24 protein-coding genes are annotated in these 23,169 nt (G+C 74.7%); 3 read left to right on the top strand and 21 right to left on the bottom strand.

The annotated features are described in order from the left end of the window. Positions 1-23: 23 nt before the first annotated feature. The 10 genes from AC3AQ1_RS14920 to rpsB all read right to left on the bottom strand — a co-directional run bounded on the left by AC3AQ1_RS14920 (position 24) and on the right by rpsB (position 10,845). Positions 24-1,826, bottom strand: a complete 1,803-nt coding sequence (locus tag AC3AQ1_RS14920; RefSeq protein WP_108719635.1) for a proline--tRNA ligase — start codon at positions 1,824-1,826, stop codon at positions 24-26. A 288-nt stretch (positions 1,827-2,114) separates the two neighbouring features. After that, positions 2,115-2,963, bottom strand: a complete 849-nt coding sequence (locus tag AC3AQ1_RS14915; protein WP_234417548.1) for a GNAT family N-acetyltransferase — start codon at positions 2,961-2,963, stop codon at positions 2,115-2,117. Positions 2,964-2,978: 15 nt separating this feature from the next. Beyond that, positions 2,979-4,286 (bottom strand): M50 family metallopeptidase, encoded by a 1,308-nt coding sequence (locus tag AC3AQ1_RS14910; RefSeq protein WP_108719633.1) that lies wholly within the window; start codon positions 4,284-4,286, stop codon positions 2,979-2,981. Continuing rightward, entirely contained in the window at positions 4,286-4,840 is a 555-nt protein-coding gene (locus AC3AQ1_RS14905) for a DivIVA domain-containing protein (RefSeq protein WP_108719632.1), read from the bottom strand. The genes AC3AQ1_RS14910 and AC3AQ1_RS14905 overlap by 1 nt, the downstream gene beginning before the upstream one ends. Then, complete coding sequence (gene rlmN, locus AC3AQ1_RS14900; RefSeq protein WP_108719631.1) at positions 4,837-6,093, bottom strand: dual-specificity RNA methyltransferase RlmN; 1,257 nt, start codon at positions 6,091-6,093, stop codon at positions 4,837-4,839. The genes AC3AQ1_RS14905 and rlmN overlap by 4 nt, the downstream gene beginning before the upstream one ends. Positions 6,094-6,104: 11 nt before the next feature. Continuing rightward, positions 6,105-7,358 carry a phosphatidate cytidylyltransferase gene (locus AC3AQ1_RS14895; RefSeq protein ID WP_488301219.1) on the bottom strand — a complete coding sequence of 418 codons (1,254 nt, stop codon included), beginning with the start codon at positions 7,356-7,358 and terminating at the stop codon, positions 6,105-6,107. Positions 7,359-7,366: 8 nt separating this feature from the next. Further along, the gene (frr, locus tag AC3AQ1_RS14890; protein ID WP_108719630.1) at positions 7,367-7,924 is read right to left on the bottom strand and encodes a ribosome recycling factor; all 558 of its coding nucleotides are present in this window, start codon (positions 7,922-7,924) and stop codon (positions 7,367-7,369) included. A gap of 97 nt (positions 7,925-8,021) precedes the next feature. After that, the gene (gene pyrH / locus AC3AQ1_RS14885) at positions 8,022-8,741 is read right to left on the bottom strand and encodes a UMP kinase (protein ID WP_108719629.1); all 720 of its coding nucleotides are present in this window, start codon (positions 8,739-8,741) and stop codon (positions 8,022-8,024) included. A gap of 148 nt (positions 8,742-8,889) precedes the next feature. Next, entirely contained in the window at positions 8,890-9,735 is an 846-nt protein-coding gene (gene tsf, locus AC3AQ1_RS14880; RefSeq protein ID WP_108719628.1) for a translation elongation factor Ts, read from the bottom strand. 129 nt (positions 9,736-9,864) lie between these two features. Then, positions 9,865-10,845, bottom strand: coding sequence for a 30S ribosomal protein S2 (gene rpsB, locus AC3AQ1_RS14875; RefSeq protein ID WP_108719627.1), 981 nt, complete (start codon positions 10,843-10,845; stop codon positions 9,865-9,867). Between the two features lie 368 nt (positions 10,846-11,213). Between rpsB and AC3AQ1_RS14870 the strand changes: the two genes are divergently transcribed. Both AC3AQ1_RS14870 and AC3AQ1_RS14865 read left to right on the top strand, forming a co-directional pair. Next, on the top strand, positions 11,214-11,882 hold the full coding sequence (locus tag AC3AQ1_RS14870) for a M23 family metallopeptidase (protein WP_108719626.1): 669 nt from the start codon (positions 11,214-11,216) through the stop codon (positions 11,880-11,882). Between the two features lie 107 nt (positions 11,883-11,989). Further along, positions 11,990-12,184 carry a hypothetical protein gene (locus AC3AQ1_RS14865; protein ID WP_108719625.1) on the top strand — a complete coding sequence of 65 codons (195 nt, stop codon included), beginning with the start codon at positions 11,990-11,992 and terminating at the stop codon, positions 12,182-12,184. 174 nt (positions 12,185-12,358) lie between these two features. Here AC3AQ1_RS14865 and AC3AQ1_RS14860 read toward each other — a convergent pair whose 3' ends face one another. From AC3AQ1_RS14860 to AC3AQ1_RS14840, 5 genes are all read right to left on the bottom strand, one after another. Continuing rightward, positions 12,359-13,480 carry a tyrosine recombinase XerC gene (locus AC3AQ1_RS14860; protein WP_304595667.1) on the bottom strand — a complete coding sequence of 374 codons (1,122 nt, stop codon included), beginning with the start codon at positions 13,478-13,480 and terminating at the stop codon, positions 12,359-12,361. Positions 13,481-13,561: 81 nt separating this feature from the next. After that, complete coding sequence (gene dprA, locus AC3AQ1_RS14855) at positions 13,562-14,740, bottom strand: DNA-processing protein DprA (RefSeq protein WP_108719624.1); 1,179 nt, start codon at positions 14,738-14,740, stop codon at positions 13,562-13,564. Further along, complete coding sequence (locus AC3AQ1_RS14850) at positions 14,733-16,259, bottom strand: YifB family Mg chelatase-like AAA ATPase (RefSeq protein ID WP_108719623.1); 1,527 nt, start codon at positions 16,257-16,259, stop codon at positions 14,733-14,735. Before AC3AQ1_RS14850 ends, dprA begins: the two co-directional genes overlap by 8 nt. After that, on the bottom strand, positions 16,259-16,615 hold the full coding sequence (locus AC3AQ1_RS14845; protein WP_108719622.1) for a YraN family protein: 357 nt from the start codon (positions 16,613-16,615) through the stop codon (positions 16,259-16,261). Before AC3AQ1_RS14845 ends, AC3AQ1_RS14850 begins: the two co-directional genes overlap by 1 nt. 175 nt (positions 16,616-16,790) lie before the next feature. Beyond that, positions 16,791-17,372, bottom strand: a complete 582-nt coding sequence (locus AC3AQ1_RS14840) for a CGNR zinc finger domain-containing protein (protein WP_108719621.1) — start codon at positions 17,370-17,372, stop codon at positions 16,791-16,793. 117 nt (positions 17,373-17,489) lie between these two features. On the opposite strand from AC3AQ1_RS14840, the gene AC3AQ1_RS14835 reads away from it, so the two are divergent. After that, positions 17,490-18,638, top strand: a complete 1,149-nt coding sequence (locus AC3AQ1_RS14835; protein ID WP_108719620.1) for an EamA family transporter — start codon at positions 17,490-17,492, stop codon at positions 18,636-18,638. On the opposite strand, the gene AC3AQ1_RS14830 is transcribed toward AC3AQ1_RS14835, so the two are convergent. The 6 genes from AC3AQ1_RS14830 to rimM form a co-directional block, all read right to left on the bottom strand. Further along, positions 18,595-18,897 carry a DUF2469 domain-containing protein gene (locus tag AC3AQ1_RS14830; protein ID WP_108719619.1) on the bottom strand — a complete coding sequence of 101 codons (303 nt, stop codon included), beginning with the start codon at positions 18,895-18,897 and terminating at the stop codon, positions 18,595-18,597. The genes AC3AQ1_RS14835 and AC3AQ1_RS14830 overlap by 44 nt on opposite strands. Beyond that, the gene (gene rnhB, locus AC3AQ1_RS14825) at positions 18,894-19,736 is read right to left on the bottom strand and encodes a ribonuclease HII (RefSeq protein WP_370445294.1); all 843 of its coding nucleotides are present in this window, start codon (positions 19,734-19,736) and stop codon (positions 18,894-18,896) included. The genes AC3AQ1_RS14830 and rnhB overlap by 4 nt, the downstream gene beginning before the upstream one ends. Positions 19,737-19,771: 35 nt before the next feature. Beyond that, positions 19,772-20,575 carry a signal peptidase I gene (gene lepB, locus AC3AQ1_RS14820; protein WP_108719618.1) on the bottom strand — a complete coding sequence of 268 codons (804 nt, stop codon included), beginning with the start codon at positions 20,573-20,575 and terminating at the stop codon, positions 19,772-19,774. A 58-nt stretch (positions 20,576-20,633) separates the two neighbouring features. Then, positions 20,634-20,975, bottom strand: coding sequence for a 50S ribosomal protein L19 (gene rplS / locus AC3AQ1_RS14815; RefSeq protein WP_108719617.1), 342 nt, complete (start codon positions 20,973-20,975; stop codon positions 20,634-20,636). Positions 20,976-21,131: 156 nt separating this feature from the next. Continuing rightward, the gene (gene trmD, locus AC3AQ1_RS14810) at positions 21,132-22,529 is read right to left on the bottom strand and encodes a tRNA (guanosine(37)-N1)-methyltransferase TrmD (RefSeq protein WP_108719616.1); all 1,398 of its coding nucleotides are present in this window, start codon (positions 22,527-22,529) and stop codon (positions 21,132-21,134) included. Continuing rightward, positions 22,526-23,131, bottom strand: a complete 606-nt coding sequence (gene rimM / locus AC3AQ1_RS14805) for a ribosome maturation factor RimM (RefSeq protein WP_108720264.1) — start codon at positions 23,129-23,131, stop codon at positions 22,526-22,528. Before rimM ends, trmD begins: the two co-directional genes overlap by 4 nt. Positions 23,132-23,169 lie beyond the last annotated feature (38 nt).

Genomic DNA, 23,169 nt, shown 5'->3' with positions numbered 1-23,169 from the left:
AGCCCGCTGCCGCCCGACCCGACTCAGCGCAGCGAGTCGACCGTCTCGGCGACCACGCCCACGGCCTCGGCCACCGGGACCTCGCGGGTCACGCCCGAGGCGCGCTGACGCACCTCGACCACGCCGTCCGCGAGGCCGCGGCCGACGACGACCACCACGGGCACGCCGAGCAGCTCGGCGTCGGCGAACTTCACGCCCGGTGACACCTTGCGCCGGTCGTCGTAGAGCACCTCGATGCCCGCGAGCTCGGCACCGGCAGCGATCGCCTCGGCCGCCTCGAACACGGCCTCGTCGCGGCCGGTGGCCACGACGTGCACGTGCGCGGGCGCGACGGCGACGGGCCAGGTCAGGCCCTTGTCGTCGTGGTAGGCCTCGGCCAGGGCGGCGACGGCGCGGGAGACCCCGACCCCGTAGGAGCCCATGTGGACCAGGCGCGCCTTGCCGTTCTGGTCCAGGACCGTCAGGCCGAGGGCCTGGGAGTACTTCGTGCCCAGGTCGAACACGTGGCCCATCTCGATCCCGCGGGCGAGCTCGAGCGGTCCCGACCCGTCCGGCGCGGAGTCGCCGGCGCGCACGTCCGCGGCCTCGACCGTGCCGTCCGCGGTGAAGTCCCGGCCGGCGACGAGGTCGAACACGTGCCGGCCCGGCTGGTCCGCGCCGGTGATCCAGCGCGTGCCGGGCACGATGCGCGGGTCGAGCAGGTAGCGCACGGCGCCGGCCGTGATCGTGCCGTCCTCGGCGAGCGTGCGGGGCGCACCGTTCGGTCCCAGCGCGCCCGGGCCGATGTAGCCCTTGACGAGCTCGGGGTGCGCGGCGAAGTCAGCCTCGCCCGCCTGCTCGACCTCGGCCGGCGCGAGCGACGCCTCGAGCCGCTTCATGTCGACCTCGCGGTCGCCGGGCACGCCGATCACCACGACCTCGCGGCGGCCGTCCGGCCAGGTGAGCGCCACGACGACGTTCTTGAGCGTGTCCGCGGCGGTCCAGGCGCGGTCGGGCCGGGGGAACCGCTCGTTGGCGACGGCCACGAGGGTCGCGATCGTCGGGGTGTCGGGCGTGTCCTCGACGTGCGCGGCCGGCACGTCGGAGGCGTCCACGTCCGGCGGAACCGGGGTCGTGACGGCCTCGACGTTCGCGGCGTACCCGCCGGGCGAGCGCACGAAGGTGTCCTCGCCGATCGGCGAGGGCACGAGGAACTCCTCGCTGCGCGACCCGCCCATCGCGCCCGACGTCGCCGTCACGATCACGTACGGCAGGCCGAGCCGGGTGAAGATCCGCTCGTACGCGTCGCGCTGCGCCTGGTAGGAGGCGCGGTGGCTCTCGGCGTCGAGATCGAACGTGTAGGCGTCCTTCATGATGAACTCGCGCCCACGCAGCAGGCCCGCACGCGGACGGGCCTCGTCGCGGTACTTCGTCTGGATCTGGAACAGCGTGAGCGGCAGATCCTTGTAGGAGGAGTACAGGTCCTTCACCACCAGGGTGAACATCTCCTCGTGCGTGGGCGCGAGGAGGTAGTCGTTCTCGCGGCGGTCCTTGAGCCGGAACAGGTTGGGTCCGTACTCGGTCCACCGGTTCGTCGCCTCGTAGGGCTCGCGCGGCAGCAGCGCCGGGAAGTGGATCTCCTGGGCCCCCGCAGCGGCCATCTCCTCGCGCACGACTGCCTCGACCTTCGCGAGCACCCGCAGACCCAGCGGCAGCCAGGTGTAGATGCCGGGGGCCGCGCGCCGGATATACCCGGCGCGCACCAGCAGCTTGTGGGAGTCGACCTCGGCGTCGACCGGGTCGTCGCGCAGGGTGCGCAGGAACAGGGAGGACATCCGCATCAGCACGCGAACCAGCCTAGTTCGCTGCGGGTGCGGCCCGTGCACGAAGGCGAGCCGGCCTCGCGCGGGCGGGTGGCACCCGCGCGGGAGCGCCGGGTGGCGACGACGGGCCACGCCGAGCGCTGGGTTACGGCTACGCGGCGACACCGAGCGCCTGGTTGTGGTCACGAGGGAGCGCCGTGGTGACCACAGCTCAGCGCTCGCCGAAGCCCGGTGACCACAGCTCAGCGTTCGCGAATGCCGAGACGCCGAACGCCGGCTCCGGCTCCCTCCGGCTCCACCGGCTCCCTCCGGCTACAGCACGATCGTCGTGTACCCGCCGACCTGGTCGAACCCCACCCGGCGGTACGTGCGCCGCGCTGCGGTGTTGTAGTCGTTGACGTACAGCGAGACGGTGCGCGCACCCAGCTCCCGGGCGCGCTCGACCACGGCGGCGGTGCCGGCCGCGCCGAGGCCACGCCCGCGCGCGTCGGGCGCCACCCAGACGCCCTGGATCTGCGCCACGCCGAGCGACATCGCGCCGATCTCCGCCTTGAACAGCACCCGCGCCGTCGGACCCTCGCCCTCCATCACCACGAACGAGCGGCCCGCCTCGAGCAGCTGACGCACCCGAGCGGCGTACCCGCCGCCGGCGGACAGCGGGGAGTACCCGTACTCCTCGGTGAACATCGCCACGCTGGCGGGGAGCATGACGTCGATCTCGTCGGGGCGGGCCGGGCGCACCCGGACGTCGCCGGGGATCCGGGGTGGCGTGGCGAGCGCGAGCGAGGGCTGCTCACGCACCTGGCGCGGCTCGGGCCACGCGAGCGCGAGCCGGTTCCACACGGCGTGCACGGCGGTGGCGTCGCCGACGAGCGACGCGAACCGCCGGCCCTGCTCGATCACGGCGCCGGCGATCTGGTCGAGCCCGCGTCCGCTCGGGCTCACCGGCACGATGTTCGGGCCGACCCAGGCGAGCGCCTGCAGCTCACCGTGCTCGAACGTCCCCCAGGCGCCGGCCCCCGCGTAGGAGCGCACACCGGACTCGTCCAGGCGCAGCGACGCGAGCACCGCGGCGACGGGGTCGCGCGCGCACAAGGCGTAGGCCGCGCCGAGGTCCTCGGGACGCAGCGGTCGCGCGCCGTTCGCGGCTGCCCACCTCACGCCGGCCACCTCACGTCAGCCGCCAAGGGTGACGGGCGCGACGAGGTCGCCGACGGTGAGCAGCACGAAGATCAGCAGGAACACGCCGACCACGACGTACGTGAGCGGCAGGAGGCGCGAGGTGTCCACGGGCCCGGGGTCGGGCCGTCCGCGCAGCCGGGCGATCCATCGCCGCGCGCCCTCCCACAGCGCCCCCGCGACGTGCCCGCCGTCGAGCGGCAGCAGCGGGATGAGGTTGAACACGAACAGTGCAAGGTTGAGCGACGCGAGGAGCTGCAGCTGCGTGAGGGCGAAGCCCGCGACTCCGAAGTCGGTCGGGGTCGCCGCGGCCTCGCCCGCGATGCGCCCGACCCCCACGATGCCGATGACGCCGGCGTCGCGCTCGCCGCCGCCGAAGGTCGCCGAGGCGATCGACACGAGGTGAGCGGGCAGCGACGCGACCCCCTGGAACGTCAGCCCGAGCATCGTGCCGAAGTCGCCGACGAGCTCCCCCACGCTCGCGGGCTCGAGCTCCGAGCGCGGGCTCACCCCGACCGTGGGCACCTCGCGCGTGACCGTGGCACCGTCGGCGTCCAGGACCTCCCGCTCGACCAGCTCGGGCGTCACCTCGAGCGTGACCTGCGCGCCGTCGCGCTCGACCACGACGGCGGTCGGTCCCGTCGAGGCGGCGATCGCCGCCTGGGCGTCGGCCCAGGAGGCGATCGGCGTGCCGCCCCACGACACGAGCGTGTCGCCGGGCTGCAGGCCGGCCGCCTGCGCGGGCGACGCGGGGTCTGACGCCGTGCACTCCTGCCCGGCGGCGGGCAGGCAGGGCGACACGGCGCCGAGGGTCGTGGTCGAGGTCGGGAGCCCGATGCCGAGGTAGCACACGGCGAGAAGGACGAACGCGAGGACGAGGTTGGCGACCGGTCCGCCGAGCATGACGACGATGCGGCGCGGCACCGCGAGGGCGGTGAAGGTCCGGGACAGGCCGCCGGGCGGGATCTCGCTCGCGGAGAACTCCCGGGCGTCGGCTGCGGCCTCGCGCGCCCACCGACGCAGGCCGCGGGTGCCGGCCAGCTCGCGGCGGGAGGCCTTGGCCGGCGAGAGCTGCTCGGCCGTGGGGTACATGCCGACCATCCGGATGTACCCGCCGAGCGGGATCGCCTTGACGCCGTACTCGGTCTCGCCGCGCCGGCGGGACCACAGCGTCGGGCCGAACCCGACCATGTACTGGGTGACCAGCACCCCGAACCTCTTCGCGGGGACGAGGTGGCCCAGCTCATGCCAGGCGATCGAGCCCAGCAGGCCGAGCACGAAGACGAGGACGCCGAGCCAGAACATCACTCGACGGCGAGCAGGACGTCCACCACGCGGTCGAGGTAGGCGTCCACCGGTCCCTCGGCGTAGGCGCGCGGGCGCGGCGCGCTGCCGAACGTGGCGGCGCGGACCTCGGCCGCGGTGAGGGGCGTGCCGTCGTCGAAGTACGCGACGAGGCGGTCCAGGAGCGCGTCGACCGCGGCGGCGTCGTACCCGCGGCCGCGCTCGGGCGGGGCGAATCGCGACCCCGCGGGGCGGGTCAGGCGCTCGTAGAGCACGGTCGCCCGCTCGACGACCCCGGACAGCCACGCCCCCTGGCCGTTGTCCGCGATGAACTCGGCACGCTCGGCGGAGACGAAGGCGGCCTCGAGCCGGTCGAGCGCGGCGTCGACGCTGGAGGCCCGGTAGCCGCGCCGGACGAGGTCGAACGCCGCGCTGCGCACGGCGTGCGCGTCGATGTCCGCGGCGCCGTCGTCGGTGGCCTCGTAGGCCTTCCTCGCGCGGGCGAAGAACTCGTCGACCTGCTCGGTGTCGTACCCCCGATGGGTCGGGGCGACCCGGGGGAAGAGCTGGGTCACGCCGTCGCCTCCTTCAGTCCTGAACCGCGCCGCGGCCGGCCCGGCTGCTCGTCTGCACCCGCGGCGAGCTGACCGCACGCCCCGTCGATGTCACTGCCCCTGGTGTCACGGATCGTGGTCGGGATCCCTGCCCTGCGCAACCGTGCCACGAACTCGGCCTCGACCTCGGGAGCGCTCGCCGTCCAGCGGGAACCGGGCGTCGGGTTGAGCGGGATGGGGTTGACGTGCACCCAGCCCCGCCCGCGCTTGACGAGCTCGTCCGCGAGCAGCGACGCCCGCCACGCGTGGTCGTTGACGTCCCGGATCAGCGCGTACTCGATGGAGACGCGTCGGCCGGTGATCTCGAAGTAGCGGCGGGCGGCGTCCAGCGCCTCGCCCACCTTCCACCGCGCGTTGATCGGGATGAGCTCGTCGCGCAGCGCGTCGTCGGGCGCGTGCAGCGACAGCGCCAGCGTCACGGGGATGCCCTCGTCCGCGAGCTTGTTCATCGCGGGGACGAGCCCGACCGTGGAGACGGTGACGTTGCGCGCGGACAGCCCGAGGCCGGCCGGCGCGGGCTCGATCATCCGGCGCACCGCCCCGACCACCGCCTTGTAGTTCGCGAGCGGCTCCCCCATCCCCATGAAGACGACGTTGGACAGCCGGGTCGGTCCGCCGGGCAGGTCGCCGTCGCGGCTGGCACGTGCGGCGAGGCGGACCTGCTCGACGATCTCCGCCGTCGAGAGGTTGCGGGTCAGACCCATCTGGCCGGTGGCGCAGAACGGGCACGCCATCCCGCACCCGGCCTGGCTGGAAACGCACAGCGTGGTGCGGTCGCGGTAGCGCATGAGGACCGACTCGACCTTCGAGCCGTCGTGCATCGACCAGAGCGTCTTGACGGTGTCGCCGCCGTCGGCCTCGAGCGTGCGCACGGGCGTGACGAGCTCGGGCAGCAGCGCGTCGACGAGCTCGCCGCGGGCACCCGACGGCAGGTCGGACATGTCGCCGACGTCGCGCGTGAGGTGCGTGAAGTAGTGCCGCGAGAGCTGGTCGGCACGGAAGGCGGGCACGCCGAGCTCCGCGACGGCGGCCTTGCGGCCCGCGACGTCGAGGTCGGCGAGGTGGCGCGGCGGCTTGCCGCGCCGCGGTGCGGCCATCTGCAGGCGGGGACGGCCGCCGGGCGCGGGCCGGTCGGCGGTCGCGGTCGTCGGGGCGCCCGGTCCGGTCGGGTCGGTGGGTCCGACGGTCGGGGTGGGCAGCGGGGTCTCGGTCATCACATCTCCAGTCAGCTCGCCGGCACGAGCACGGCGAGGAGCGTCACGGCGACGGGGGCGACCATGAGGAGCGAGTCGACCCGGTCCAGGACCCCGCCGTGACCGGGCAGCAGCGAGCCCATGTCCTTCATGCCGAGGTCACGTTTGATGAGGGACTCGCCGAGGTCGCCCACGAGCGCGGCGAACACGCCGACGATCGCCACCACGACACCGACCCACCAGTGCGCGCCGAGCAGCGAGGTGGCCATCGGCCACGCCACCAGCACCCCCGCGAGCAGTGAGCCGGCGAGGCCCTCCCACGACTTCTTGGGGCTCACCGACGGGGCGATCGGGTGGCGGCCGAACGCGACGCCCGCGGCGTACCCGCCCGTGTCGCACGCCACGGCCAGGGCGACGACGAGCAGGACGCGCCACACGCCGTCGTCGGCGGACAGGGCCAGAGCCAGGAACGAGGCGAGGAACGGCACGTAGGCCGTGACCAGCAGCGCGGCCGAGGCGTTGCGCAGGGCGCGCACACCGGGCACGTCGATGACGGTCCACACCACGACGCCACCCGCGGTGAGGATGAACGCGACGAGCAGCGCCTCGGCGCCCACGAGGTACGCGGACACGAGCATGCCGACCGAGCCGACGAGGATCGGCAGCAGCGGGACCTCGATCCGCACGCGCGCCAGCGCACCGCGCAGCTCGACCAGCGCGCCGACGACGCCGGCCATCACCAGCAGGCCGAACAGCTCCTTCTGCAGGAAGAGGCTGAGCAGGAGCGCCGCGCCGAGGCCGACGCCCACGCCGATCGCGACCGGGAGGTTCCGGCCGGCCCGCGACGGCGGTGCCGTCAGCACCTCGCTCGGCGTCGGGTGGTCCACGAGCGGCTCGCGCGACGCCGAGTCGACGTCGGACACCGTCGCCCCCTCGGGCAGGGCGTCGGGCGCGACGTCGCCGACGGTCTCGTCCCCGCCGTCGCGCACGACGGCGGGCACCGCCTCGGGCGCGAGGGCCGGCTCCGCGTCAGGCTCGGCCGTGCGCACGACGGCGGACGCCGCCTCGGGCGCGGCCGGCACCGTCGCGGGTGGCTCGGCCGTGTGCTCGACGGCGACGCCTGCCTGCTCGGGCTCGGCGAGGGGTGCGGGCGTCCGCCCGAGGCGAGGCTCGCCGTCGGGCGCGACCGCCGCAAGCACGCCGCTCTCCCGGAGCCGGCGCAGCTCGCGCCGGGTCAGAGGGGCGCCGACGGGGGCGGTGTCGCCCTCGCGCGGGGTGTCCGTCACGTCCTGGCTCACACCTCGAGGAGCTCGCGCTCCTTGTGCGAGAGCAGGGAGTCGATCGTGTCCACGTGGGCCTTGGTGAGGGACTCGAGCTCCTTCTCGGCGCGCACGACCTCGTCCTCGCCGCTCTCGCCGTCCTTCACGAGACGGTCCAGCTCGTCCTTGGCCTTGCGGCGCACGGCGCGCACGGACACGCGCGCCTCCTCGCCCTTGTGCTTGGCGACCTTGACGTACTCCCGGCGCCGCTCCTCGGTGAGGGCGGGCAGGTTGACGCGGATGACGTTGCCGTCGTCGGTCGGGTTGACGCCGAGGTCGGACTCGCGCAGCGCCTTGATGATCTCGTTGGTCGCGGAGCGGTCGTACGGGTTGATGAGCACCACGCGCGCCTCGGGGATGGTGACACCCGCGAGCTGCTGCAGCGGCGTCGGGGATCCGTAGTAGTCCACGAGCACCTTGTGGAAGAGGCCCGCGTTGGCGCGACCGGTGCGGATCGAGCCGAGCTCGTCGCGCGCGACCTCCACGGCCTTGTCCATCTTGTCCTCGGCCTCGAGGAGAATGTCGTCGATCACTGGAACTGCTCCTTCGTGCGCCGCAGCGCGTCGTGGTGAGGCGTGGACCGCCCGAAACCTGTTCACCCCCGCACGCGTGCGCGGCGGGCTCGGCACCTCAGGCGGTCACCACCGTGCCGATACTCTCACCCCGGAGCGCGCGGGTGACATTGCCGCGCTCGCTCATGCCGAAGACCCGCATCGTCATGCCGTTGTCGCGGCACAGGCTGAAGGCGGTGGCGTCGAGCACCTTGAGGTCGCGCTGCAGGGCCTCGTCGAAGGTCAGGTGGTCGAGCTTCACCGCGGTGGGGTCGAGCCGGGGGTCGGCGGTGTACACGCCGTCGACCCCGTTCTTGCCGACGAGCACCTCGTCGCAGTGCACCTCGAGCGCCCGCTGGATCGAGACGGTGTCGGTGGAGAAGTACGGCATGCCGGCGCCGGCGCCGAAGATGACGGCGCGACCCTTCTCCATGTGCCGGATGGCGCGCAGCGGGATGTACGGCTCGGCCACCTGGCCCATCGCGATCGCGGTCTGGACGCGGGTGCTGACGCCGGCCTTCTCGAGGAAGTCCTGCAGCGCGAGGCAGTTCATCACCGTGCCGAGCATGCCCATGTAGTCGGCGCGGGCGCGGTCCATGCCGCGCTGGGAGAGCTCGGCGCCGCGGAAGAAGTTCCCGCCGCCCACGACGATGGCGACCTGCACGCCGTCGGCCACGGCCTCGGCGATCTCCGCGGCGGTGCGGGCGACCACGTCGGGGTCGAGCCCGATCGAACCGCCGCCGAACACCTCGCCGGACAGCTTCAGGAGCACGCGGCGGGGCTTGGTCGCGCTGGTCATGATCGCGTTCCTCTCGTTCCTACGGCTCGGGTGTGCGGCTCGGGTCCTGCGGCTCGGGTGCGGCTCTGACGGGCAGCGCTGCTGGGCCCTGGTGTGCATGCGGCCCCGCACCGTCGGAGTCCGACGGCGCGGGGCCGCACGTGGGAGGTCAGGCGCCGACGCGGTAGCGAACGAAGCCGGTGAGCTCGCCACCCGACTCCTTCACGACCTGACCGACGGTCTTCTTCGGGTCGCGCGCGTAGGCCTGCTCGAGGAGGACCTGGTCCTTGAAGAACCCGTTGAGGCGACCCTCGACGATCTTCGGCAGAGCGGCCTCCGGCTTGCCTTCGTTGCGCGAGATCTCCTCGGCGATCCGGCGCTCGTCGGCGACCGTCTGCTCCGGGACGTCCTCGCGCGAGAGGTACAGCGGGGAGTACGCGGCGATGTGCATCGCGACGTCGGACGCCACCTGGGCCGCCGCCGCGTCGCTCGCCACGATGACGCCGACCTGCGGGGGCAGGTCCTTCGCCGTCTTGTGCAGGTAGACCGCGACCCGCTCGCCGGGGACCCGGTGCACGCGGCGCACCACGATCTTCTCGCCGAGCGTCGCGGCGGCCTCGTCCACGACCTCCTGGACGGAGCGGTCGCCCACGAAGGCCGCGAGCAGCGCCTCGGTGTCGGCGGCCTCGGAGGCGACGGCCGCACCGAGGACGGTGTCGGCGAGGGCGAGGAACCTCTCGTTCTTCGCCACGAAGTCGGTCTCGGCGTTGACCTCCACGAGGACACCGACCTGACCGTCGGCGTCGGGCGCGTCGACCACGGCGGCGGCGACGAGGCCCTCCGAGGCGGAGCGACCCTCACGCTTCGCGACGCCCTTGAGGCCCTTGACGCGGATGATCTCCATCGCCTTGTCGACGTTGCCGTCGGCCTCGTCCAGCGCCTTCTTGACGTCGAGCATGCCAGCGCCCGACTTCTCCCGCAGTGCCTTGATGTCGGCGGCGGTGTAGTTCGCCATCTGTTCCGTCTCTCTTTCGTCCGTACTGACGTGCGTGCTGCGTGCGTGCTGTGCGCGGCTGCGGGTGCTGCCTGCGGCCGCGTGCGTGCGACCGCCCCGGGACGCGAGGCGTCCCGGCGCGGAGCGACGTCAGGCCTGCGTGTCCTCGGCGGTATCGGCCTCGGCGGTCTCGGCGGCAACCTCGGCCTCGAGCTCCTCGGCGACCTCCTGGGTGGCGACGGCCTCGGCGACAGCCTCGACCGCCACGGCCTCCGCCTCGACGGCGAGCTCCTCGGCCACCTCGGCGGCGGCGGCGGCCTCACCGGCGGTGACCTCGGACTCGACCGCGGCGGCCTCGGCGGCGGCCTCACCGGCGAGCAGCTCCTGCTCCCACTCGGCAAGGGGCTCGGCGGTCTCGGCGCCGGCCGCGGCACCACCCGAGTGGCGCGCGATGGTGCCCTCGGCGACGGCGTCAGCGACCACGCGGGTCAGCAGCGCGACGGCGCGGATCGCGTCGTCGTTGCCCGGGATCGGGAAGTCGACCTCGTCGGGGTCGCAGTTGGTGTCGAGGATCGCGACGACCGGGATGTTGAGCTTGCGGGCCTCGGCGATCGCGAGGTGCTCCTTCTTCGTGTCGACCACCCACACGGCGGAGGGGACCTTCGCCATCGTGCGGATGCCGCCAAGGGTGCGCTCGAGCTTGTCCTTCTCGCGGCGCATCATGAGGAGCTCCTTCTTCGTGCGGCCGGACGCGGCCACGTCGTCGAAGTCGATCTCCTCGAGCTCCGCGAGGCGCGCGAGGCGCTTGCTCACGGTCTGGAAGTTGGTGAGCATGCCACCCAGCCAGCGCTGGTTGACGTAGGGCATCCCGACGCGCGCGGCCTGCTCGGCCACGGCCTCCTGGGCCTGCTTCTTCGTGCCGACGAACAGGATCGTGCCGCCGTGGGCGACCGTCTCCTTGACGAAGGAGTACGCGCGGTCGATGTCCGCGAGCGACTTCTGCAGGTCGATGATGTAGATGCCGTTGCGCTCGGTGAAGATGAAGCGCTTCATCTTGGGGTTCCAGCGACGGGTCTGGTGCCCGAAGTGGACGCCGCTCTCGAGGAGCTGGCGCATGGTGACGACGGCCATGGCTCGTCCTTCCGGCGCGGATCGCTCCGCGCGTCGGGCGGGCCGCACGAGCGACCCGCGTAACGGTTCTCCGCCGGTACGGCGGCCTGGTGCTCACGACGCGTCGCGACCACCCGGAGGTGGACCGTGGACGGCGCGTCCCGGGGGCGCACTCCGTCGCGCGAGGCGACGGCTGCCGACCGGTGTGTGGGCACGCGATGTCAACCGGCACGGACCGGTTGCACCGAGAATCCTACCCCGTCCGCGGCGGGCCCCCCACCCGATCTCCTGGCGCCCCGGCTTGTCCCCCGCGGGCGCTCGCGCCGCGTCGTCCACCACCCGGCGGCGGCGGCCATGCGGACCCGATCGGACCGGCGCACGCTCGGGTGATGAGCTCCCTGCTGTTGCGCTCGGGCGCGGCGATCCTCGCCGTCGGCGGTCTGCTCGCGACGGCGCACGCCGCGACGCACGACGGCGAGCGCGCGGACACCCTCGACTCGCCCGCGGCCGTGGCGGGCGAGGCGGCGGGCGCGACGGCCGGCGCGACGGCCGGCGCGACGGCCGGCGCGGGAACCCCGGCTGGTGGCGCTGCGGGAAGCGGGGCCGCACGCCCCCAGGCCGGGGGTGCGGCCGAGCTGCCCGGCCGCGTGACGTACGGGTGGCCGATCGAGCCCGCCGACGTCGTGCGCCCGTTCGACGACCCGGCGCAGCCCTGGCTCGCCGGCCACCGCGGCGTCGACCTCGCCGGGTCGGTCGGCGTACCGGTGCGCGCGGCGGCCGACGGCGTGGTCGCGTTCGCCGGCACGGTCGCCGGGCGCGGGGTCGTCTCGGTCGACCACGCCGACGGCATCCGCACGACGTACGAGCCGGTGACGGCGAGCGTCGTCGCGGGTCAGGCGGTGGCGGCGGGCGACGCGCTCGGGACGCTGGACGCCGGGCACGGGCGCGGGTCCGACCTGCACTGGGGCGCCCGGCGCGGACGGGACGACTACCTGGACCCGACACTGCTGGTCACCGGCGACGTCGTGATCCGGCTCCTCCCGCTCGAGGCGGGGTGACCGAGCACCCGCACGTCAATCCACGTTGACATGCTCGCCCACGCGCGTCATCCTGGGTTGACACGCGGGACGCGAGATCGCGACCCGACCGGATCGGAGGTGACGCGATGACAATGGCGATGGAGGACGACGGTCCCCTCGGCGAGCTGCGACGGATCACGCAGACGCGGCGCGAGCTCGATCGTCGGGAGGAGATCGCGGTGCGCCGAGCCCGCTCTGCCGGCTTCTCGTGGGCCGCGATCGCGACCATGCTCGGCGTCACCCGCCAGGCGGTGCACAAGCGGTACGGCCGCCGCACCTGAGCCGCGATCTCGGTCGAGCGCACGGACGGGGCTCCACGCCCTCCTCCCCAGGACCAGACAGGTGCACCCTCACGAGTCGGGGGGGCGACCGCGGCGCCGGGAGTCACGCGCGGGGGTGTGCCTGGCGAACCGTTCTCCGTCAGGAACCGGGCCGTCCACACCGAGCGCCGGGAGTCACGCGCGGGGGTGTGCCTGGCGAAAGGCCGCGAGCAACCGCTCCGAGCTGACATGGGTGTAGCGCTGCGTCGTCGCGAGCGAGGCGTGGCCGAGCATCTCCTGGATCGACCGCAGGTCGGAGCCACCCTCGAGCAGGTGCGTGGCAGCCGAGTGCCGCAGACCGTGCGGTGCGAGGTCGGGCAGGCCGGCTCCGCCGGTGACCCGGTGGACCAGGGTCCGCACCGTGCGGGGATCGATCCGACGACCGCGAGCCCCGACGAACAGTGCTCGCCCCGCGGCCTCGCTCGCGAGCTCGGAGCGCAGGTCCAGCCAGGCGCGCAGCGCCTGCGCGGCGGGTCGGCCGAACGGCACGACGCGCTCCTTGTCCCCTTTGCCCACGACGCGCACGAGGCGCTCACCCAGGTCGAGCGACGTCACGTCGAGCGCGCACGCCTCCGAGACGCGCAGCGCCGCGCCGTAGAGCAGCTCGACGATGGCCTGGTCGCGGGCCGCGAGCGCACGATCGTGGGCCGACGGCGCGACCGGGGGCTCGCCGTCGGGCGCGGGATCGAGGAGCCATTCGCGCTGGTCCCGGGAGCCCGCGACGTCGGGCCCTGGCGGGGCAGCGGGCGGACGGTCACCCGCACCAGCCCGTTCCCCCCGCGGGGCGGGCGGCGCAACGGCGGGTTCGGCACCGCGCGCCCGGGCGTCGAGGCCGGCGAGCGCCGTCCGGGCCTGCTCGGGCGTCAGCACGGCGGGCAGGGTGCGGTCGGCCTTCGGGCTGCGCAGCCGCAGCGCGGGATCGTGCGCCAGATGCCCGCTGCGGACGGCCCACGCGGAGAAGGTGCGCGCGGCGGCGCTGCGGCGAGCCGTCGTCGCGCGCGACAGCCCACGGGCGTTCTGGCGGGCGAGCCACTGCCGCAGGACCGCCAGGTCCAGGCGCGACAGGTCCGCCCCGGACGGTCCGCCCGGCACCTCGGCCAGCAGGTCGAGGACGTCGCCCACGTACGCGCGGACCGTGTGCACCGAGCGCGCGCGCTGCAGCCGCAGGTGCGCCGCGAACTCCTCCACAAGCGCGGCGTCCCCCGGGCGGGTGCCGTCGGGCACCACGATCCCCGCGTCCTGCGCGCTGGTCGTCACCGTGCCACCGTCGTCGTCGCACGCCCCCGGGGCAAGCCGCCACACCGCGGGCCGTTCCTCCCGCTGTCACCTGCGACCCGATCACCGGGCCACCCGGCGCACGCGGTCGCCGTCGCGCACCGCGTGCCCGCGCAGCTCGAGCAGCCCGAGCGCGGCAAGGACCTCGCCGTGGGCGAGCCCGCACACGCGCACCACGGAGTCCGGGTGCGCCGCCCCGCGCGCGGGCAGCGCCTCCCAGACCAGCGCCTCCCGGGGCGCGAGCCCGGGCGGCACGTCGTCGAGTCGCACCGCGGAGTCGTCCCGCTCCCGGTCGCGCCCCATCCCCGCCGTCGCGGCCGGCCCGAGCTCGGCCACGAGCTCGCGCACCTCCTCGGCGTCCGTCACGCAGACCGCGAGCTGCTCACGCAGCAGGCGGTGACAGCCGGCCGAGGACGCCGAGGTGACCGGCCCGGGTACGGCCCCGACCGGCCGCAGCAGCCGCGCCGCGTGCTGCGCCGTCGACATCGTGCCGGACCGCCAGCCCGCCTCGACCACGACGCACGCCGCCGCGAGCGCGGCGATGAGGCGGTTGCGGGTGAGGAACCGGCTCCGGCTCGGTGCGCTTCCCGGGCCGAGCTCGGACACCACCGCGCCCTCGCGCGCGACCCGGGTCAGCAGCTCCGTGTGGCCGGTCGGGTAGAACCGGTCGAGGCCGCCGGCCATGACGGCGACGGTCGGGCCGTTCACCGCGAGGCTCGCCCGGTGCGCGACGGCGTCGATCCCGTACGCGCCGCCCGACACGACCACGCGCCCGTCCCCCGCAAGTGCCGCCGCGAGCTCGAACGCCACGTGCTCCCCGTACGGCGTCGCGGCCCGCGCCCCGACGATCGCGACGCCGCCCTCGATCGCGTGCGCCGCGAGCTCCGGGTCGCCCCGCACCCACAGGCACTGCGGGGCGCGCGGCCCGAGGTCGTCGAACGCGCGCGGCCACCGGCGGTCGGCCGGGTGCAGCACGGTGCCGCCGAGTCTCGTGATCTGCGCCAGCTCGCGCGCGGGGTCGAGCCCGTCGAGCCGCGGTCGCCACCGGGCACGCGCCCGTTCCCAAGGCTCTCGCTCCCCCGCCGGCGGGTCCCAGGCCTCGCGGCGCAGCCAGGCGAGCGCCGCCACGGGACCCAGCGCGGCGACGAGACCCACGGCGAGCTCGTCCCCCGGTTCCGCGAGCCGTGCCCAGGCGACGGCCGCGAGCCGCGGGTCCTCGACGTCGGCCGTCGGCTCAGCCATGACGGCCCCGCATCCGCAGCGTCATCGCACGGCCCACGTCGTCCGCGCCCGGCTGGTCCCGGCCCGCAAGGTCGGCGAGCGTCCAGGCCACCCTCTGCACGCGTTCGGCGCCGCGCAACGAGAGGTGCCCGTGCTCGACGGCGCGCGTCAGGTCCGCCCGCGCCTCGCGGGGCAGCGGGTGGTGCTTGCGCAGCCACGCCCCCGGCACGCCCGCGTTCGTGCGCCACGGGCAGCCCGCCCACCGCACCCGCATGCGCTCGCGAGCCTCCAGGACGCGCGCGGCGATCGGCGCCGAGGGCTCCCCGCCCGGACCCGCGAGCGCCGCCATCCGCGCGGCCGGCACGTCGACCTGCAGGTCGACCCGGTCCAGCAGCGGACCGCTGAGCCGGGCCAGGTAGCGGCGCCGCGCGAGCGGCGAGCACTCGCAGTCGACACCCTTGCCCGCCGACATCCCGCACGGGCACGGGTTCGCGGCGAGGACCAGCTGGAAACGCGCCGGATAGCGAGCCGAGGCGTCCGCGCGGTCGATCACCAGCTCACCGCTCTCGAGCGGCTGACGCAGCGTGTCCAGCACGCGCGGCGCGTACTCCGGGGCCTCGTCCAGGAGAAGCACGCCCAGGTGCGCGCGGCTCGCGGCCCCCGGACGAGGCACCCCGGCGCCCCCGCCGACGACGGCCGCGGCGCTCGCCGTGTGGTGCGGCGCCTCGAGCGGGGGCCGACGAATGAGGCCCTGGCGCGGATCGAGCGTGCCGGCCACCGAGTGCAGCGCCGTCACCTCGACCGCCTCGGCCTCGGTGAGGTCGGGCAGCAGACCGGGCAGCCGGGCCGCGAGCATCGTCTTGCCCGTCCCGGGAGGTCCGACGAGAAACAGGTGGTGGCCGCCCGCCGCCGCCACCTCGAGCGCGAACCGCGCCTCGGGCTGCCCGACGACGTCGGCCATGTCGAGCGCGCCCGCCTCCCGAGGCTCGAGGTAGGACCTGGGGACCGCCGGCAGGTCGGGCACCGCGACCTGTCCGCCGTAGGAGTGCAGCAGCTCGGCGAGGTGACGCACGCCCACCACCTCGGCGCCCGGCACCATGCTCGCCTCGGCGACGTCGGCCTCGGGCACCACGACGTGCCGCAGGCCTGCTCCGACCGCCGCGTGCACCATGGGCAGCACCCCCCGGACCGGGTGCAGGCGGCCGTCGAGGCCGAGCTCGCCGAGGTGGACGGCGTCGGGTCGCCCGTCGCCCGCGACCCCCGCGGCCGCGAGGATCGCGACGGCGATGGCGAGGTCGAACGCCGTGCCGAACTTCGGCAGCCCGGCGGGCCAGAGGTTGACGGTGACGCGCTTCTGCGGGAACGCGACCGCGCACGACGACACCGCGGAACGCACCCGCTCGCGCGCCTCCATGAGCGTCCGGTCCGGCCGACCCACGAGGCCGAACGCCGGCAGCCCGGGGGCGAGGTGCGCCTCGACCTCGACGACGTGCCCGACCAGACCCTGCAGCGAGATCGCACGCGTGCTCCCCAGGCCCATCAGCCCACCGCCTGCAGGTGCGACAGCCGGACGGGCCCGACGGCGGGCAGGAGCACCGCGACGACGTCCAGCCGGACGTCGCTCGCCCGCGTCTCGTGCGTCGCGAGCCACTCCCCCGCCAGACGCCGCAGGCGGGCGAGCTTCACCGGTGTGACCGCCTCCGCGGGGTGTCCCATCACCGTGCCGGTGCGCGTCTTCACCTCGACGACCACGATCGTCGCGCCGTCGCGCGCCACGAGGTCGAGCTCGCCTGCGCGGCAGCGCCAGTTCCGGTCGAGCACCTCCCAGCCGCGGCGGTGCGCCCACTGTGCCGCGATGTCCTCCCCGCGACGCCCGACGTCGTCCTTGTGCGCCATGGCCCACCTCCTCGCGCCCAGCGTCGGCGCGCGGGGTCGAGCGCACCAGGCCGGGTGTGCACGGCGCACCCGGCGTCGACGCGCGAGAGGGCCGGGGACAACTGGCGCGCGGGCCGGGCCGCAGGACGACGAGTCGTGCGCCGAGGGCAGCCGCGCGCTGCGCGCCGCAGCCGACTCAGCTGCGCGCCGACTCAGCCGCGCGCCGCAACAGCTCAGCCGCGCGCCGCGCGCGGTAGGCCTCCACGTGGGCCCGGTTCGCGCAGTTGTTGACGTCGCAGAACCGCCGCGAGGAGTTGCGCGAGAGGTCCACGAGCACGGCGGCGCAGTCGGCGCCCTCGCACCGCCGCAGGCGGTCGAACGCACCGGACCGGATCACGTCGACCATCGCCATCCCGGTCTCGACGAGCATCTGCACGTCGAGCGGGGCGTCCATCGGCACGGCGTGCAGGTGCCAGTCCCAGCTGTCGTGCCGCATGAGCCGCGGCGTCGCGTCGCCGTCGGCGAGCATCGCGTTGACGAGCGCGACCGCCTCGTCGCGGCAGACGTCCCACAGGGGCGCGATCCGGTCGCGCACGGCGCGGACCGCCGCCACCTCCGCCTCGTCCCCGTCGCGGCGGCCGCTGTAGCCGTGCGAGGCGTAGAAGGACTCGAGTGCGGCGACCGAGGCCATCCGGTCGACGCCGTCGCGCATCCGAGCCGTGTTGACGAGCGCCAAGGCCGCCACGAGCGCCGACGTGGTGTCAGGGCTGAACAGCATGTTGACTCCTGACTGGATTCGGGCCTACGGTCAGCAGCATCCTAGGCAGACGCTCCTGACCACGTCCCGAGCGCACCGCTCCACCCGCACCTCCGGTGCCCCGTCGCGAAGGCCGTCATGTCGTCTGCCCTGCCGACCCCGACCGGCCCGTCCGCCGGCCCCGCGACCGGCCCGACCGGCGCCGCGACCGGCCCCGCGACCGGCCCCGTGATCCCCGGCGCCACGCCGTCCGCGGCGCTGCACCCGGGTCGGGACCGCGCCGTCGGGCTCGCGATCGGACTCGCCGCGGCTGCGGCCTTCGCGACGAGCGGACCGTTCGTGAAGCCGCTCCTGCAGGCGGGCTGGACCCCCGGCGGCGCGATCGTGGTGCGGCTCCTGATCGGGGCGGCGCTGCTCAGCGTCCCGACCGCGCTGGCACTGCGCGGGCGGTTCGCGTCGGTGCGCGCCAACTGGCGCTGGATCCTCGCGTTCGGCCTCACCGGCGTCGCGGCGCCGTCGACCCTGTACTTCCTCGCCGTGGAGCGGCTTCCGGTGGCCGTCGCGCTGCTGATCGAGTACACCGGCCCGCTGCTGCTCATCGCGTGGTCGTGGCTGCGCACCCGGCGGATGCCCGCACCGGGCGTGCTCGTCGGCGCGAGCCTCGCGATGCTCGGCCTCGTCGGCGTGCTCGACGTCACGGGCGCCGTTGCCCTCGACCCGGTCGGCCTGGTCTTCGCGGTGTGCTCGGCCCTGGGCAACGCGGCCTACTTCGCGCTCTCCGCCCGTCCGCTGACGATCCCGCCGCTCGCGATGGCGGGGCTGGGGATGTGGGTGGGCGCCGTCGCCGTCGTCCTGCTCGGCCTCGTCGGCCTGCTGCCGGTCGCGATGGTCGCCGGCGACGTCCCGATGCTCGGCGGTGAGGTCCCGGTCTGGGTGCCGCTGCTCGTCATCGGCGTCCTGCCGACCGCGGTGGCGTACGGGCTCTCGGTGATCTCGGTGCGCAAGCTGGGTGAGCGCGTCGCGTCGTTCGTCGCGCTCGCCGAGGTGCTGTTCGCCGTCGTGCTCGCGTGGCTGCTGCTGCGCGAGGCGCCGACGCTTGTGCAGTGGCTCGGCGGCGCCGCCGTCGTGGCGGGCGTGGCGCTCGTGCGGCGGTTCGCGGAGGTGAGCCCGGACGACCTGCCGCCCGCCGCCGCGCACGCCGAGCCGGTCGATGAAGCCGCCTGCCGGACGCCCGACGCGCGCGTCACGGCATCTGCAGATCGGCCTTCGCCAGCTCCTCGACGTTGACGTCCTTGAACGTCACGACCCGCACCTGCTTGACGAACCGCGCCGAGCGGTAGACGTCCCACACCCACGCGTCCGTCAGCGTCAGCTCGAAGAAGACCTCCCCGCCCGCGGACCGCACCTGCAGGTCGACGTTGTTGGCGAGGTAGAAGCGGCGCTCGGTCTCCACGACGTAGGAGAACAGCCCCACGACGTCGCGGTACTCGCGGTAGAGCGCGAGCTCCATCTCGGTCTCGTAGTTCTCCAGGTCCTCGGCACTCACGAGACCATCATGCCGTCCGACGGCGAGTCCTGCGTCCGTGGCACCCTCGGCACCGCCGGCATCCCCGTGGCGTGCGCGGCGGCCTCCCCGGAACCGGCCTCGGCACCGGCGACACCGGGAAGCGACCACGACCGGCGGTGCAGCGCGCTCGGACCGTGCTGCGCGAGCGCCGCGATGTGCGACGGCGAGGCGTAGCCCTTGTTCTCGGCCCAGTCGAAACGCGGGTCGCGCGCGTGCTCCGCGCGCATGAGGCCGTCCCGCTCGACCTTCGCGAGGATGCTCGCGGCGGCGACGCCCGTGCACGTCATGTCCGCCTTGATCCGGGTCCGGACGCGAGGCACGACGGCGAGCACCGGCTCGGGTGCGGCGGCGAACCCCGAGAACAGGTCGTCCGGCGGCGTCAGCCAGTCGTGGTTGCCGTCGAGCAGCACCACGTGCGGTGGGAGCGGCAGGGCCGCCAGCGCCCGGTGCCCGGCCAGGCGCAGAGCGGCGATGATGCCGATCGCGTCGATCTCCGCGGGGCTCGCGTGCCCGACGGCGCACGCCACCGCCCAGCGCCGGATCGGCGCGACGAGCGCCTCGCGGCGCGGCGGAGGCAGGAGCTTGGAGTCGCGCAGGCCCGACGGCGCCCGGCGGTCCAGGCAGGACACCACGACGCCGACCGACACCGGGCCGGCGAGGCAGCCGCGGCCGACCTCGTCCATCCCGGCGACCACGAGGCCGCCCTCGGCGAGCTCGCGCTCGACGCGGCGCGACGGCGTCACGGTGCGCGGCGGCGGGACGGGGCGCGACCCTCGGCGCGGGGGCGCGGTCGCAGGGGCAGACACGGTGGCGGTCACGGCACCACGCTAGGACGGCGCGGTGGCAGGGCGGGTCAGGACGGGTCCGGGACGTCCGCGAACGTCGCCCCGGGGCTGCGCAGGATCGTCCACCGGTCGGCTGGCCAGATCGTCACCTTGGCGACGCCGACGACGTTGTCGATCGGGACCATGCCGCCGCCCGGGTCGCCGAGGTGGTAGCGCGAGTCCCGGGAGTCCGAGCGGTTGTCGCCCATCACCCAGACGCTGCCCTCGGGCACCGTGACGTCGAACGTGATCTCGCTGGGGACCGCGCCGTCGATCACGTACGGCTCGTCGATGCCGACGCCGTTCACGGTGATCCGACCCGACGTGTCGCAGCACGTGACGTGGTCGCCGGGCATGCCGATGACGCGCTTGATGAGGTGCGAGCCGGTGTTGGCGGGCAGCAGCCCGACGAACTCCCCGACCCGCACGAGCGCCGAGCGCACCGGGTCCGTCTCGGTCTGGGCGTCGTCGAGCCAGCCACCGGGATCGACGAACACGACGATGTCCCCGCGGTTGAGGTCGAGGGGCCCGGGGACGAGGCGCGAGACGAGCACGCGATCCCCGATGTCGAGCGTCGTCTCCATCGACTGGCTGGGGATGTAGAACGCCTGGACCAGGAACGTCTTGATGAGGAGGGAGAGCACGAGCGCCGAGCCGAGGACCACGACGGTCTCGCGCAGCGCCGACAGCCCGCGTCGGCCCTTCGCGGGACGGCCCGGCTGGGCCGATGCGTCGGTGCGTCGCCGCGCCTGCGCTCGTTCGCCGTCGGACGTCCCGTGCCCGTCGTTCGCGGAGCCGGACGCGCCGGAGCCCGGCTCGTCAAGGTCGGTCATGGTCCTCCCTCGTCGGCCGGGCTCCGGTGCGGTGCTCAGGGTCGCGCGCCGCGGACGGTCAGCGCTTCTCCTTGATCTTCGCGGCCTTACCGCGCAGGTTACGCAGGTAGTAGAGCTTGGCGCGACGCACGTCACCGCGGGTGACGACGTCGATGTGGTCGATCGACGGCGTGTGCAGCGGGAAGATGCGCTCCACGCCGACGCCGAAGCTCACCTTGCGGACCGTGAAGGTCTCGCTCACGCCGCCGTTGGCGCGCGCGATGACGACGCCCTGGAAGACCTGGATGCGGGAACGGGTGCCCTCGACGACCTTCACGTGCACCTTGACGGTGTCACCGGGCCGGAAGGACGGGATGTCGTCGCGCAGCGAGGCTGCGTCGACGGAGTCGAGCTTCTGCATGTCTGCTCCTCGTCGTGGGCCACAGGACCCACGATGAATCGTGGCGCGCGATGGCGCCTGTGTCTCGATCGGGAAGGTCACGGAACGATCGGGCGGAGCCCCGCACGCCTCCCCTGTGGCAGAGACAACGGGTGCCGCCTGGCGCGACCCAGCGTCCTAGTCTGCCACACCGCCCGGCGTCGGGCCGAACCGGGTGAGCATCACCACGTCGGAGTGCTCTGCGCCGCCCACGACGTACGTGCGCGTGCCGACGACGGCGAACCCGTGCCGTGCGTAGCGCCGCTGCGCCGCGGCGTTGGCCGCGTTGGTGCCGAGCCAGACCGCGGCCACGCCACGTCCACGCGCCGCGGCGAGCGCGGCGTCCATGAGCGTCCCCGCGAGGCCGGTGCCGCGCGCCCGCGGCAGCAGGTAGAGCTTGGAGAGCTCGGCGAGGCAGTCCTGACCGTCGACGCCCACCGGGGCGCCGTCGCCCTGCGCCGCGCCGACCAGCACGAGCGCGTAGCCCAGCAGCTCGCCGTCGTGGTCCTCGAGCACGAGCACGAGGTGCTCGGGGTCGGCGAGGTGGGCCTCGAACGACGCGACCGACAGGTGCTCGGCGACGTGCGCCCGCACCTCGCCGAGCGTCGTGGAGTCCGGGCACGCGAGCGGGAACGTGATCGCGGCGACGTCGGCGAGGCGCGCCGCGTCGTCGGGCGCCGCGGGGCGCACCCGCACGGGACCGAGCAGCCGCCCGTCGCGCCCGACGACGACACCCGCCTCGGCGAGCACCGCACGGTCGCGCACATCGAGATCGGCGACGGCGAGCTCGCGCAGCAGCGCGGGCCGGCGCCGCGCGGTGCGGGTCAGCGCGACGTCGCGTCGCCAGCGCTGCACCGCGCCGTGGTGGCCGGACGTGAGCACGGCCGGCACCTCGAAGCCGTCCCAGTCCGCGGGCCGGGTGTAGACCGGGTACTCCAGCAGGGGCTGGGAGAACGACTCCTCGACCACCGACTCGGGGTTGCCCAGGACGCCGGGCAGCAGCCGCACGACCCCCTCGATCATCGCGAGCGCGGCGACCTCGCCGCCGTTGAGCACGTAGTCGCCGAGGGAGAGCTCGTGCACCGCGCGCACGCCCGGGGTGTCGGCGAGGCGCTCCACGAGTCGCGCGTCGATGCCCTCGTACCGGCCGCACGTGATCACCGCACGCACGTCGGGGCTGGCGAGGGTGGTCGCCAGGTCGGCCAGCGTCGCCTGCGTCAGCGGGACGCCCGACGGCGTGGGCACCAGCACGAGCACCTCGCGCGGGTCGGTCGTCGGCTCCGCGGAGGGGTCCGGCCGGTGCTGCGCCGTGGCCTCGATCGCCCGCAGCCACACGTCCGGACGCATCACCATGCCGGCGCCGCCGCCGAACGGCGCGTCGTCCACGGTGCGGTGCCGGTCGGTCGTGACGTCGCGCAGGTCGTGCACGCGCAGGTCCACGAGCCCGCTCGTGCGGGCCTTGCCGACCAGCGACAGGTCCAGGGGCGCCAGGTACTCGGGGAAGATCGAGACGACGTCGATCCGGGGCGTGCTCACGCGTCCGACCCGGGCGTCGGTGCCTCGGGACCGCCCGCCGGAGCCTCGTCGTCGGGGTCGTCCGGGTCGTCGTCGAGGTCGTCGTCCTCGGGCTGGGGCTCGTCGGCGAGCAGCCCGCCGGGCGGGTCGAGCACGACGAACCCGCCTGCGACGTCGACCTCGGGCACGATCGCCGTCACGAACGGCACGAGGGTGCGCGCCCCGGACGGCTCGCGCACCACGAGCACGTCGTGCGCGGGCATCGACTCGACGGCGAGCACCGCCCCGAGCACGCGGCCGTCGCGAGCGCGCGCCTCCAGCCCGACGAGGTCGGCCGGGTACCAGGCGTCGTCCTCGAGCACCGCCGGCCCCAGCAGGAGCAGGCCGGACATCGCCTCGGCGTCGGTGCGGTCGGTGACCTGCTCGAAGGCGATGAGCGCGGCGGACCCGCTCGTGCGCCGTCGGGCGATCGTGAGCTCACCCACGCGCGGGTCGTCGGTGACGACCCGCTGACCCGGCGCGAGGCGGGACGGGTCGTCGGTGCGGATCTCCAGGCGGACGTCACCGCGCAGCCCGTTGGCCGCGCCGAGCCGGGCGAGGATGACGTAGCCGTCGGGGATCATGCGCTTCTCCTGGTCGGTCGGGCGGAACGTGCTGGTCG

This window comes from Miniimonas sp. S16 (genome assembly GCF_057748195.1).
The sequence above is the reverse complement of the archived record's forward strand: the minus strand, read 5'-3'. Positions and strand labels throughout refer to the sequence as shown.